Annotated in this window: 10 protein-coding genes and 1 pseudogene; 1 reads left to right on the top strand and 10 read right to left on the bottom strand. The window is 31.6% G+C overall.

Features of this window, described 5'->3' with window-relative positions; translation table 11 throughout:
• Positions 1-295: 295 nt before the first annotated feature.
• The 10 genes from MPTP_RS01805 to MPTP_RS01760 all read right to left on the bottom strand — a co-directional run bounded on the left by MPTP_RS01805 (position 296) and on the right by MPTP_RS01760 (position 12,048).
• The gene (locus MPTP_RS01805) at positions 296-1,960 is read right to left on the bottom strand and encodes a heparinase II/III family protein (protein ID WP_013773319.1); all 1,665 of its coding nucleotides are present in this window, start codon (positions 1,958-1,960) and stop codon (positions 296-298) included.
• Complete coding sequence (locus MPTP_RS01800) at positions 1,960-2,799, bottom strand: hypothetical protein (protein ID WP_013773318.1); 840 nt, start codon at positions 2,797-2,799, stop codon at positions 1,960-1,962. The genes MPTP_RS01805 and MPTP_RS01800 overlap by 1 nt, the downstream gene beginning before the upstream one ends.
• Positions 2,800-3,388: 589 nt before the next feature.
• Complete coding sequence (locus MPTP_RS01795; protein ID WP_013773317.1) at positions 3,389-3,595, bottom strand: hypothetical protein; 207 nt, start codon at positions 3,593-3,595, stop codon at positions 3,389-3,391.
• Entirely contained in the window at positions 3,568-4,221 is a 654-nt protein-coding gene (locus tag MPTP_RS01790) for a hypothetical protein (RefSeq protein WP_013773316.1), read from the bottom strand. The genes MPTP_RS01795 and MPTP_RS01790 overlap by 28 nt, the downstream gene beginning before the upstream one ends.
• Positions 4,222-5,052: 831 nt before the next feature.
• Complete coding sequence (gene prdB / locus MPTP_RS01785) at positions 5,053-5,778, bottom strand: D-proline reductase (dithiol) protein PrdB (protein ID WP_013773314.1); 726 nt, start codon at positions 5,776-5,778, stop codon at positions 5,053-5,055.
• A gap of 14 nt (positions 5,779-5,792) precedes the next feature.
• A complete protein-coding gene (locus MPTP_RS01780) occupies positions 5,793-6,236 on the bottom strand; it encodes a CBO2463/CBO2479 domain-containing protein (protein ID WP_013773313.1) in 444 nt (147 codons plus the stop codon).
• 1 nt (position 6,237) lies between these two features.
• Complete coding sequence (gene prdA / locus MPTP_RS01775) at positions 6,238-8,094, bottom strand: D-proline reductase (dithiol) proprotein PrdA (RefSeq protein ID WP_013773312.1); 1,857 nt, start codon at positions 8,092-8,094, stop codon at positions 6,238-6,240.
• Between the two features lie 49 nt (positions 8,095-8,143).
• Entirely contained in the window at positions 8,144-9,436 is a 1,293-nt protein-coding gene (gene prdC, locus MPTP_RS01770; protein WP_013773311.1) for a proline reductase-associated electron transfer protein PrdC, read from the bottom strand.
• 35 nt (positions 9,437-9,471) lie between these two features.
• The gene (locus MPTP_RS01765; protein ID WP_197535932.1) at positions 9,472-10,683 is read right to left on the bottom strand and encodes a glycine/sarcosine/betaine reductase component B subunit; all 1,212 of its coding nucleotides are present in this window, start codon (positions 10,681-10,683) and stop codon (positions 9,472-9,474) included.
• 741 nt (positions 10,684-11,424) lie between these two features.
• Positions 11,425-12,048, bottom strand: coding sequence for a DUF998 domain-containing protein (locus tag MPTP_RS01760; protein ID WP_013773309.1), 624 nt, complete (start codon positions 12,046-12,048; stop codon positions 11,425-11,427).
• A 356-nt stretch (positions 12,049-12,404) separates the two neighbouring features.
• On the opposite strand from MPTP_RS01760, the pseudogene MPTP_RS01755 reads away from it, so the two are divergent.
• Positions 12,405-14,099, top strand: a pseudogene (locus tag MPTP_RS01755) (oleate hydratase).
• Positions 14,100-14,277 lie beyond the last annotated feature (178 nt).

The following is a 14,277-nucleotide window of genomic DNA, read 5'->3' as shown; positions in this document are numbered from 1 at the left end:
TAGGTAATTCGAATCAATTACCCAACTGGCTGCTTTACTATAAAAAAATAACATTGGTGATATCAGTAGATCGATGACGTTTAAAATGATTAAAATTCAGAATCAATCCAGCCAATGATAGATAGCAAGATTTATAAATTTAAATAGATTATTTCAAATAGAAAGAAGACTGGAATGATTTTTTAGGCATTTGTTCTATTGATCTCTATGTAGCTTATTTTTGAACAACCGATCTATCTTAAATTTACTAATTTTAATGCTTCAAAAATTTTTTCTATGATTTCATTTTAAAAAGTTATAATAAATCAACCGTTAGTTTTGTTGTAATTTTTGCTTGTTGCTTTGTTTGATAAGTCGCTTGTATTTGATAGGTCACCTGATCCTTGCCTTGATGATCCTTATAAACTTGTGAAATGTACGTTAGATTGTTAGTTGGCATGATTAAAGTACATTGTGCTTTTTTACCAGTCAGTATTACACGATTTGATACAATTTTAGGTAAATAATTGGTAATAAAATTTTCAATAATTCTATTTTGCTTTTGTTCAAATAAAAAGGTATCTTGAATAGTCAAAGTAGTTTCTAAGAGTTTAAAACAACGTTCAAATGAATGAATTTTCCCGGCTGGATAGGCTTGAGCTAATTGTAAAGAAAATTGATGATTAGCTTGAACCCCTTTGGCACTAACATTTCCAACTGCCTGTTTTGTGCCATTGATACATGGAACTGAATGACTATCTGCACTACATGGAAATATATGATATCGCTTCTCTTCATCAAAATAATCTTTTGTGTATTCCCCAGCACCAAGATCTGTCAAAAATAATTCGCTGGGTGTGCCAAAAACAAAATGACCAATATCTAGATGATTATGACTTTCATCATTACTCCCACCCTTAGCAGCAAAGAATAACTGATTCGGTTTACGAACTACCCACCATTGTGCATCAGGAAAATAATGATCAATTGTCTTTGTTTGTTGGTTTGAAATGGTCGGTTTCTTCCAAATCAGATTACGATATAACGGTGCAAAGCGATAGCAAGGATCAAAGTCTAAGGCATTCATTGTTGCCAATTTTGGTATTGGTAATTGAAAATAATGATGACAAAAATTAAGTAACCCACTTGGCGGTTGAACAGCAGAATAGTCTGAGAAAGGAACAAAATCCTGTTTATTCACTAGAACATAATAGGGAAAAGCTGCAATTTTCTTAACTTTCTTATGATCAAGATAAGAATAATTTCCCAGCATTCTTGCTAATTTTTCAGCATAGTAAATATAATAGCCAAAACCATAGCTACAATAACCTAATCCTTCAACACAAACGCCGTCTGAGCCAAAGCCACGTAAATAACTTTGCATTGCTTTATCTAATCGCTGAATAATTTTCTTTTGCTGAGATGAATTTTTAGGCAGAATAGCAAGTGCACAAATCCCGATAGAACCACCAATAACAGCAGACCAATTATTTTCTTTTTCTTCCCAATCCCAAGCTTTATTCTCAAATGATTGAAAAATACGCCGATCAATTTCTCCCTTGATTCTTTGTTGAAGTAAAGGAGAAAACGCATCATCCGTCAATTCCAATAGTTCAGCTAGTGTCTGAGCAGTTTCAGCAGCAAATAAATCTAACCAAGTAGAACTCGCAGCAGCAAAAGTTTTTCCGATAACTGGTAAATGTGCCGGTAAAGCCCAGGTAAACTCGTTACATACTTCCCAAATGACTTGTTCTAGTAATTGCTTGACTTGTTGATCTTTTTTCAATAAATAGGCAAGTCCTAAAACAGTTAATTGACGACGTCTAGAAAAATAACTTTTTTCAAAATCCAAACGATTTCCTGTTGTTAAATAACATTCATATCCAATAAATGGCAAAGAAACCACCTGATTATCCGCTACATAATTTGCAGCGGCCTGACTGATTTCTTCCTGTAAATCTTGTATTTTACGGTTATTCATTATTCACTCCTATTTTTTCCAAATAATTCGATTTGTGTTAAAGCTGGAAATAAAGATGTCTCCTCTGATTGAATGAGTTCACCTAAGGTAACAGTGGTAATCATTCGTTTAGTAAAATGAAATACCTGAGGTTGTTCTGTTTTTATTGTTTTAAATACTTCCTTTGTTCCATCGGAAAAAAACAAAGAAACACTTTGCCAATAATTATCATGGGGAAAATCTGCTCGTAAAATAAAGCTAACTTTATCAAGAATCACCTGCCGACCAAAATCAATCGTTAACTCCGCATTAGGCTGTTGGTTAATTCCCCATGATTGATATGGATAGGCACCATGAGAACGATTTGCATAGACACCATCAACGGCATTGCAAGCGTAAAATGTCGCATCGTTTCTTGTTTCTACATTGGCAAAGGCGTGAGGATAAGCACCAGCAAAGTTTTGTTGATCATGTGGATTTAAGGCTAAATTACGATAACTACCAATTTCTTCTGAAGTAGCTGTACGTACACTTAAATAATGGCTACTTCCTTTAAAACGTCTTTCTGAATGAGCTTCTTGTGCATTTTTAGTAAGACTAACAGGATAAATCCATTCTTTTTCAGCTAGGTAAATCAAAGTTGAATCCAATGTCTCATCTAATTTAACCACCAAGTAAGTATTTGGTTGATCTACGAATACTTGAATAAAATCACCCTCTTCCCAAAAAAATTCATGGGCAGCTAAATAAACAAAATCTTTACCTGTTGCTGTTAAATTTCCTATTGTTAATTCCTCGTCTAATTTAGCTTTTTTCAATTGATGTTTTTTATTAAAAATTGTCAATGAAATGTTACGCATTAAGTATTCTCCTTCATACTTTTCTACCATTATAACGCTTTCATTAGAAAAATTAAAAATTTTTCGTAAATTTTACTAAAATTTATTTTAATAAAATAAGCTATTTTCAATTGATAGGGTCCAAATTCAACCTAATAATGTACATCATAATCAGCACAAATACCCTTAGGCAACCATATTACTTTCAACCAATTTTCTGCTAGTTACTTAGATAAAAATACATTCCCTATCTACAATGGTTTCTAAATAATTATTCTGAATTTGACTATTGGTATTTGTCTTAAAAAATAAATTTTTCTTTGAATATCAGTATTTATTTTTTATATCCTTCTAATGCCATTCATTGAATACTGTTATTTTCAATTCAGACATTATAAAATTGATCAAAGATAATAAATATTAAATAGAAAAGATAGCTTTACAGATTGCTATTTTAATTTTTTGTTTCCTTTCTGTTTGTGTTATTTGATAGATAATGGTTAATAAATTTTTGTTTCATTTGCTTTAATCGTTTAACTTTGGCTTGTTTTTGATAATTTGTTATTCTTTCTTGGTATAATTCATTAATATACTGATTTTTTGCAAGTTCTTAAGCTTCTTTAAGTGTAAGTAGTCTTCCGCCTTCTTTATGAACAACATAATAAAATTGATTTTCTTGGTTCCCAACTATGATTTCTCCTTCTCCCTTGCCATTTAATTGTCTTCCAAGTGTTTGTTGATACATCGTATTTTTCTGTGTTTCAGTACTTTTTATACGAAAAGGTGAAATTAAACTTTCAGGTAATTTTTTTTCCATTGATTTGTTACTTCTTTCAAATTTTTTGACAAATCCATTGTTTTTGCTAATTTTTTTAGTTCATCAACTGAACCTGAATAATTCGTGATTTCAATTGCTTCAATTGAATAATCTGTTTTCTTATCTGTATCTTTCAAATGTTCAAAAGCTTTTTTTAATTGGACTTTATTGGGTGGCTGTGTGTTTAACCAGGTTGTTTTTATCTGATCAGTCAATTGTGTATCCTCGGTATCTAAATATTGCCAAAACATCAATTCCTTGCTTTTTTGTTGCCACTGTTTTTTTTCCTCTTTGGGTGTTAATGGTTTTATAATTTTTAAATCTTCTGCTGTCTGTAAAATAATTTTATGCTTAATTAAATCATTCATAGCTACCTGGTAAAGTGTGTCAATTGGTCGTTTTCCTGCAAAATCTTTTTGCCAAAAATCTTTTTTAAGAGAAGAAATTTTATGAGTATCTATAAACGTTGCAGCGACCTTATTTTCATTCTTTTCTCCATAAGCAAGTAATTCCTCTGCCGTTATTACTTGTTGATTTACCTTTCCTTTGACGTTAGGTTTTAAAAATAGAAACAGAGAAAAAAATCCAAGTAAGATCATCGTTAAAAAAGCGAATTTTCGTTTCATGATATTAAATTTCTCCTTTCTAAATGTTTATGATAACAATTTCCTAAAATTTATAGCACGAACAACAAACCAATGATCATTTTATAATTAAGGAATTATAATTATTTTTATGAAAAAGAAAGCGAGTAAAAGTTTCTTTTGTTTTTATCCAAAAAAATTGTTCTTATGACCTGGCTATTCCTATTGCTCTTATTCATAGCAAATATATGAATAGGAATTTCTTATGAGCTAAAATGGAAAAATTTAAACAGAATAACGTAAATAGAATGTATTACAGTTTAAAAGATGGTTTATTTTTAACAATTGAAATAATTAGCATTTCATCGATCAAATTATTTCCAATTGCTTTATAACCATTTTTATATTTTTTATTCAATAAAACAAATAAAATGTTTATATGAAATCATTCTTAAAATAGATCAGCTAGCCATTTATTATAAATTCTCAAATAGTAAATGTTTTTCTTGTTTGTTTCATAATGTATTTATATCAACAACCTACATATTATTTAATTCTTTTTATAGGCTTCTGCCTTGTAAATATCAATGGTTAGGTAAGCTATATTTATAGTCTTATGTATTGTCATAAGAATCGGTAGATAGTTTTTAATGAAAAAAGGAATCTATTAAGATAGTTTAAATAAACCTATCTCATAGATTCCTTTTTTACTTGGAATTTCTTTTTATTAATGTTATATCATTGCCTTAGTTAAACTATAGATGAATTTTCTATATTTGTAAAATAAAAGAAACCATCTATTTTCAACTTTTAACATTCCCCGATTAGTTTAACCTATATTGTTTTTAAATCAACCAACTTAATCACTTGTGTTTAAACATTGTGCCTATATTCATAAGGAAGAACCTTCGTTTGGTTATAGCTTGGACAATCGCGCACCCATTCTAAAGATTCTTTTAAAATGGCTATTTGTTGTTCAACATTATTAGGTTCCCCAGCATTTGAACCGATTGGAACGTGTGGCGCTGTAATTCTTGGTGCACCTTGTTGACGAGCAATTGGTGGGAGTGCTGCAATAACAACACAACTCATACCTTCCTCTTCACAACAACGAGTAACAATAGTAGCTGAACGATGACAAGTACCACAACCACCTGTACAAAGAACAATATCTACGTCTTGTTCTTTTAATTTTCTTGCGATTTCTGGTCCCGTTTCATTTTGAAATTTCTCAACGTTTCCGCCGCCACCCATAAATGCGTAGGTTTCCTTAGATAAAGAACCAATAAAGCCCTCATTTACTAACTCATGCAAACGATCAATTGGAAACATTGCATTTACGTCTTTGTTAATATCTGAATTATCAAAACCACCATGTGTCACCATTAATTCAGATGACGGTGTATCAAAAGGTATTGTCCTATAACTAAAGTCACCAGAGGTGTTGAATGGCTCTTGACTCTTCAGATGGATACCTCCAGCTGTAATAAAAGCAACCTTACATTCATTTAAAGATTTTTTAAGTTCTGTAAAAACAGGTTTTGGGGTAATTGGTACAAAGATTTCAGATCTCATACCTTTAACTGTTGTTAAGCTCATTTCTTTTCATCCTCCTAATATTTATTCGTTTCTTCTGCTATTTCAATCATTTTACTAAAATAAAATTCAACATGTAATCCTTCTTTTAATGATACATTTGTGAAAATCCACCTTCTAGGTACATAAATACTTCCTAGATTATCAGTTACTTGAACGAGGACAGCCGTATCATCCACATGAATAATATGACCACCTATTAAACAAGAAAAACATTCTGTCTGTTGAATGATCTCTTTAAAATCATAATCAAGTGGATCATTGACAACATAAATATAACTAAAATAAAATTGCAATTTTTGTCCTACCTTTATCGGTTCATCGGATAGAATAAGTTTTTCTGGTACCGTGATTAATCCTAGACGTCCACGTAAATTAAGCGTAACTTGATCATCAATGACTTGTTTCACCGTTCCCATCATTAAGGTGGGATTGATAGGATATTTTTCAGCCATCTCCATTTTAATGTAAGGTACCTGTATCAAGTAATTTGTTATCTGGTAAGTTTAGTAAATGATTGTTCGCATTGATGACTTCATTGTTCCAATGTTTCGGTGCTGGTTCAATGGCTACACCAGACATTTTATTTTTAAGCATTTGAACAGAACGTTCTGCAACTGCTTTTGTTACACAAGAAGTGCCTGCAACATCATCTTCAAAACCACCAGCATCCATGTTTTCTTCAACCATAGCATCCGCATATTTATTTCCAACAACTAATTGTCCTTGATTTGCACAGAAAGAAACACCGACAACAGGAATACCACGTTTGCCTGCTTGTCCGATATGTTCGATGAAATCAATATGATTGTTCCCAAAACCTTCCGTAGTAATAATTACGCCATCGATATCTAAGCTTTCAAATAACGAACCTAGTCTTTCTGACACCCAAAGTTTTTCATCGTTAACTTGTGGGGAACCAACAAAAATAACACCAACCAAGTCTAATTCTTCATCTGCTGCTAAACGTTCAACTAATGGTTCACGTATATAGTGACGCGTCATTTCTTTGGTTGAAGGTCCAATACAAGTTAAAGCATGAATGGATCCATCTCTTACCTGATTTGATGTCAGTACAATCGGAACATTTCCACAGTCGACATTCATTTGTCCACCAGCAATTCCACAAGGTTCTGAAGGACAGATCACATTATCATGCATTGCGCCTTGTCCCATAATTTCTTTCACTAATACAACTCGTGGATTACCTTTTCTTCTAATATCTTCACAGATCTCTTCACGCACAATTTCACCATTGTATTCTTTTAGCTCATCACGTACCGCCTGAACAATATAATCTTGAGCTTTATGCGCTGCTAAAGGTCCAGGACGAGACATACCTGAAAGTTTTTCAATGACTGCTTCACAACGAATAATGATGTCATTCTTATCCGCACAACCTGGATGACCAAAATACATTTTTTCATCTAAGTATCCTTCAGAGGAACCAAATTCATGCACCTGTGTTCCTTCTTCATCAACCCCTGTTAACATGAAGACAACACCATCACAAACTTTTGTAATTCCTTCACCAAGTTCACCCTCAACCTTAGTTGCAATTGGGCAAACATCCATAATTGTATCTGTATAGATATGTCTTTCATTTGGTTTAATTACATCCAATTTTATTTTTTTAACTAATTGGTCTTCTTTTAGTGCCCCTTCAATTAAATTACGATCAATCGTGATCTTACCATTTTCAATGCTTGTTTTATCTGTAATTTCTGCATCTGTAATTTTAATATGTTGTTTTTTCAAACGATGAATAACTTTTTTTTCGCCTCTGTTTTCTTTTACTCCTGACTTTTCATCCATTGGCATATGCATAGGCATAGGATGAGGATGAGAATGAGGACCAAATGGGCCAAATGAATAGCCAGCAGCAAAGTTTACTGGTAATTTTAATTTTAAACCTTCAAGTTTTGCTATTTCCATTTCAATCATTTGATTTGAGTCAGTTTTATGTGTATTACAATCACAATGGGAATTTTCCATTGATAGATCCATTGAATTTGACATTGATTGTGCTTCTTTTGATTTTGGTTGATTAGAAACATCTGTATTTTCTTTGATTCCATCTAGCAATTCTGGCGTTAACTGCACTAATGCTTCACTATCTTCAGTTAATGTTGCACCCATTACTTGTTCAATCGTTAAGCCATTTTTTGTTAAAGTCACCAACCCAGCATCAACCATATCATCAAATAAAGAAGGATCCTCTAAATCTTGTTCACTAATTACTGTTCCTTTGTCTCTTCTACAGCAGAGAACTGCTGGATCTTTTAAATGCTGTTCTAATGTTTCCTTTGTTATTGACATAAAATTCTCTCCTTTATATATAAAAATTTAATGCTTTCGTTTATTCAGACTATTCTTTTATTCTCCGGACTAATTTCATATTGCAAGCTCTTAAAGCGCCGTCTGTTGCATGGTAGACAGGTAATTTCATTTTTGGTGCGCAAGACATTACAGTATTTGAACAATCCGTACAATTACTAATTAATACACCTAGGGCACCTGCTTTTTTTAGTGCCATGATCTTTTGAACTTGACCTGGACAAATCCCTGGGTTTGTACATTTTAACTTATTGTTCACTTTCACTGCCTGCTTACAATATTCAATACCTGCTACTTCAGAGTTCATACTACCAGCAATCTCTTTTAATCGATCTTCATCTGCTCCACAAGCACAGACCAATAATCCTAGTTTTTTTGGTCCATTTAGGAATGTTTCAGCCGCAATCAATCCACCTGTATTTTTTTGAAGATAATTTTCCTGGGTGGTACGTTTTCCCATAAATGGACCACCTTCAATAATCTCCCCGTATTCTTTACCAATACCACCTACAAGTTCAAAAACTTCATTAAATTTTTTTCCGATTGGAACATCCAACAAAACATTTACAGATCCAGATTCTTTTAATTTACCAGCTACTGTTAAATCTTTATCAATAAAAGGTTTTCTTAATTCAACTGCTTCATATATTCTAAAAATTGTTTCTAAATTACTGACAATCGCGTTTGCTTCTAGTGGCAGTTGATCTACTTTTAAAAGAATTCCTAAACATTCTCTAACCAATGCTCGCTCATCACCAACAGGATAGATACTCGGTAATTCATGAATAGAAATATTTTTCGAACAATTTTTCTCTAAAATCTCAATCGTTGCTGTATGGCAATGTTTTATCGCTATAATAGCTCTTGTAGCATGGGTAAGTGTCATAACGATTTTAATTCCCTGAATAATTTCTTTTATATTGGCTTCAATACGTTGAATATTATGATCTAAAATTGGTTCACATTCTGCTGCGTTAATTAAAAGAGTCCCATCTCCTTGAAACGTATAATCAAGTTTTTTTGCTGTTGGAAAACCAGCACCACCTAATCCAATAATACCAGCTTCCTGAATCCGCTCTAATGGAGTTTCCCTAGACAAAGGAAGATATTCTTTTGTCTGTACGTCATCCGGTTGTATTAAAATATCTGTCTCATTAATTTCCTTAACAATACCAGAAACACTACTATGAATATTATTTCCCAATTTCCCTGCTGGACAACATGCAATCAGTTGTCCGCGTTTGATTGTCTCATTTTTTGAAACAACAGGTTCACTAGCTATACCAACCCCTTGTTTTAAGGCAAAGTCATACAATTCTTTCATCGTTTGTTCTCCTTAACTTTGTTCTAGCAATTCTATTAAAGAAGCGAATGAATCACACCATCCATGATTTGATTTGCAGAAACAACGATCGGCCGATTGGAAACAGTCATTGTTGAATAAGAACCAATATACCCACCCGGCTGTTTTGGAAATAAGACTGTTTCATACATATTTCCAAGACCAGAAACCATTTTTACCAGAGCTATTCTTTTAGGTTTTGTGATTGATTTTTCTTGATACGTATCCATTTTTTTCGCTTTGTTATTAAGTTTTTTCATTTCTATTCGAATTGTTTCAATCATCTTATCGGCTACCTCATGTGCCGACCGAACGCCTTCTTTGCTTTTGCTTGCACCTTTTTGAAATAATAGATCAATTGCAATAATCTTATCCGTTTTCTTTGGTGTACCAGGCGTATCAAAAACGACATGTTTTGATAACAAACCTTCTGAAGAACCGACATTTGCGGGCTGTATTCCCACTTCATCAACCCCCGTAATCATTACTACAACGCCATCTAGAATATAGGTAATCCCCTCACCAAGTAAACCTTCCGATTTGTAAGCAATGGGGAAAAAATCCAAATTTGAATTAACAATTGGATCGTGTTTTTGTGGATCAATAATTGTTATGTTTACCTGTTTAATCCATTGACTAAAAGAAGAAATATCAGGAATTTGTTCTGCAATGATTAAGGTTTCATTTTCTATTTTTGTTTTTTTACCAAAACGAATAGAATGAATTTCAAAATACTTTTTTACTAATTTGTTTTTTAATAAATGATTCATAGTTTTTTTGTTATGAACCTTGCATTTTTCAATCTTATTTTTTAAAATAGCTACAGCTTTATGAGCATCCAATGATGACAAATAATTTTCTCCAACCTTACAAGATTCATAGCCGGTAGTTCCCTTATTGAAATCAATTAATGTATTCAAATATTCGTTTGTACAAACCGATCTGCCTTGTAATCCAAAAAAACTCAGTCCTACGGTGGGAAGTCCACGTTTTTCAATTTCCTCGATAACACTGACAAAATCAATATGATGATTTCCCCAACCATCTGTTACAACAATGGCACCTTCAGCTTGCAGCTGTTCAACTAGAATTCCTACCTGTTGAGCAACTGCCAATTTCTCCTGATAGTTTTCAGAAATGCCAGCAACCACTACACCTGGAATTTCTACATCGCTATGTAGATACATTTCTTTTACTATCGGACAATTGAAGTGATATAACGTTGTCATTTTTGTGCTTGGTCCCAACCACATAATTTTTATTTTCCTTTTTTTAAAAATTAAATTATAAAAATAAAGTGATCAATTAAATAATAAGCACATAAATCTCTTATTAATAATTTTTATCAATAAAAGTGAACGAAGGATTTCAATAAAATAAATAATTTCTAACCACCGATTTATCAAATTGATAATGTGATTATTTTAACAAATATTAACCAATAAAAAGCTCAAGAAAATTTTTTAATTTTTAATTTTTAGATAAAATAAATAAACACCTATTTGATTACATAAATTCTTAAAATATACAGATTTATTTATATATATTTAAGATTAATCATTTTGTTTCTAGTATGCCTTTTAAATTTATTTTCTCACCTCATTTCTTTTATTAATCATAAAAATGATCAATATTTCACATTTATAGCAACCGTTTACAAAAAGAGATTACCATCTATAGACTTATCCTGTCAATAGGAAATTTCAAAGTAGACACATTCAGTTTTATACAATAAAACCAATAAACAGCTATAAATAAATAGCTGTTTATTAATTTTAATTGCTTAAAAAATAATTATTTAAACACAAATAAATTTTTTACATTATTATCATTTACTATGATTAATAATTATGTATTAAACATTTTTTTATTATACCTGTAATTTTAAATATCTAATTTTTTTCATTAAATAATTTTCATTTTACTTTTTAAAATTTATAATCTATCAAAATTTTTTATGTTTATCTGATCTATCGTGAAAACAAACATGGTAAATAATTAAAAAAGAAACTCACACGTTGACACAGGCCAATTTGATTGATTACTGTCCAATGATTAATCAAAGGAATTCTTGCCAATCCATAGATACCAGCAAAGAATAAACTAATAAACCATGTGATCAAATAAAGACGACTATATTTATGTATTTTTCCTTCTCGCTTAAAATAAAGTAAAAATAAGAAAAAGGGAAATAGCAAAAAACCTAAATAGCCTACAGCAGATCCTATATTATGTATCCATGTTGAAATTCCCCATACAACTTGATTTGTATTAATACTAAATAAACCAGTGAAAATACAATCTGCTATACCATAGGAACCCAGTGAACTTACTAATAAAACAGTAAGGATACGTGAATTTTGTGAAAAAGTTTGATAAATAGCTGGCAAGGCAAAAACAAAAAAACAACCAGTAATAAGAGAAATAATCAAAAAAGCTTCTCTAACTGGACTATTTATATCACCAGAAACACTCATCACCATTGTCATCTGGTTCATACCTGGATAAAAGATTCCTAAAATATAGGGAGTTAAAAAATCACTCATTATTCCCAACAATAAAAAATAATAACCATATTTCTTACAAAAATTCATTTTTCTCTCCTAATGACTGTTTTTACTATCATAACCTATTTTTTATTTTTAGAATATTAAAAATAATATCAAATAACTTTAAAAAAACCTATTTTTTTGCTGAAAGTTATCGAATTATTTATTTTTATAGCATTCACATCTTACTTTTACAATCCTTTAAAATAGTATCCTTTTATTAACTTTTTAAGGCATAATCAGCTTATTTTGTTTCGATTATTTGCGTACCAAAATAAAGAGGTCTATCATTTATAGTAGCTATTATGTTATTTAAAAGAGTCCTTAATTATTCATTGATAGACGTCATAAAAATTCAAATAAGGAATCGTATAATTTAAAAAATTGAAGTGGGTAGGAAGATGAGAAAAAACAAGGCAATTATGATTGGTGCAGGAATTGCAAATATGGCAGCAGCTGTTTATTTGATTCAAGAAGGAAAATGGCGTGGCAATCAGATTACCTTTTATACTATTGATGAACATGGATCAAATGATGGTGACTTAGCAAAAACAGAAACAGAGGAATATTGGAATGAACATCATCCTCTAAGTAATCGTAAAGGTTATGTTGCTCGTGGTGGTCGTATGCTAAACTATAGAACCTATGTGGATTTAATGGATCTATTGAGCCGAATACCTTCTGTAACTGAGCCTGGAATGACTGCAGAGGAAGATACCCGGTATTTTGATTCGAAGCATCAAACTTTCGATAAAGCACGTTTATTAGAGGAAGGCATTGGTATTGTTGATAGTGGAAAAATGGGGTTTAACAATCAAGATCGTTTGCTACTAACTAAATTAATTTCAATACCAGATTCAGAGGAAGAAATATTGGACAATATAACAATTGAAGATTATTTCAAAAAAAGTCCGCATTTTTTTTGAAACAAATTTTTGGTTTATGTGGGAAACAACGTTTGCTTTTCGAACACGTAGTTCTGCTCAAGAATTACGTCGATATATGCATCAAATGATTTATGAATTTACCCAAATTGAGCACTTAGTAGGTGTTAATCGAACACGCTATAATCAATATGAAAGTATCATGCTTCCTCTCATTCATTATTTAAAGGCACAAGGCTGTCAGATTATTTTAAATCGTCGTGTCATTGATTGGAAATTTAAAGAAACACCTATGCAAGATGAGATTACAGTTACAGAGCTGATTATGGTAAATACAGAAACCAATACTGAAGAAACGATTGAAGTAGACAATGATACTGCCGTTTTATTCACGAATGGTTCTATTACCGATTCTGCAACATTAGGTGATTTCGAAACACCTATTATAGAAAATATGGATTATGGTGCCGCATCTAGTTTATGGAAAAAAGCAAGTGAAAAATTTTATAATTTAGGAAATCCTGATAAATTCTTTGCTGATCGAGATGCAAGTGAATGGGTTAGTTTTACCTTAACGACTAAAAACCATTTATTTGTCAATGAAATTGTTCGTATTACTACACAAGTTCCAGGAAATGCCCTAAATTCATTTATTTCAACTACTCCAATTACACCACTCGGCCAAAAAGATGTTACTATGTCAATTGTTGTTCACCATCAACCTCATTTTACTGAGCAAAAGCCAAATGAAACTGTTCTATGGGCTACTTTCTTTATCCACGTCGTCGTGGTGAATTCATTGATAAACAATACATCAAAATGAACGGGAAAGAAATGGCACAAGAATTGATTGGACAATTATCAAAGGTAGATCCTGGTCCGGGAAATATTCGTGATAAAGAGGAAGAAATTTTAGCGAGTATTATTAATTGTATTCCAGTTTATATGCCTTATGCCTCTGCTTTATTTAATAATCGTGCCAAAAGTGATAGACCTGAAATAATTCCAGAACATTCAACTAATTTAGCATTCACTGGCGAATTTGTTGAACAACCTTATCAAATGATTTTTACAGAACAAAGCGCTGTTCGTTCAGGTGAAATTGCTGCCTTTCATTTTGCTGGTGTTCCAATGTCCCGTTTAGTCAAAACACCTCGTTATGATAAAGATTTACCAACATTAGCACGAGCAGCTAAAAAAATGTTTGAATAACAAAATGAGTTAAAAGAAAAATAAAAAAATCAGTAAAAAATGTAACCATCCATTTTCTGCTGATTTTTTTAAATTTTTTGAATTATCGCTTACCAAATTGATTTTATGAACAATTTCTTCTAAACAAAGAGACGTAATTTAGCTTATTCTTTCTATTATGCAAATGACTGATCGCCCA

Source organism: Melissococcus plutonius ATCC 35311 (assembly GCF_000270185.1).
GTDB classification, from domain to species: Bacteria; Bacillota; Bacilli; order Lactobacillales; family Enterococcaceae; genus Melissococcus; species Melissococcus plutonius.
The sequence above is the reverse complement of the archived record's forward strand: the minus strand, read 5'-3'. Positions and strand labels throughout refer to the sequence as shown.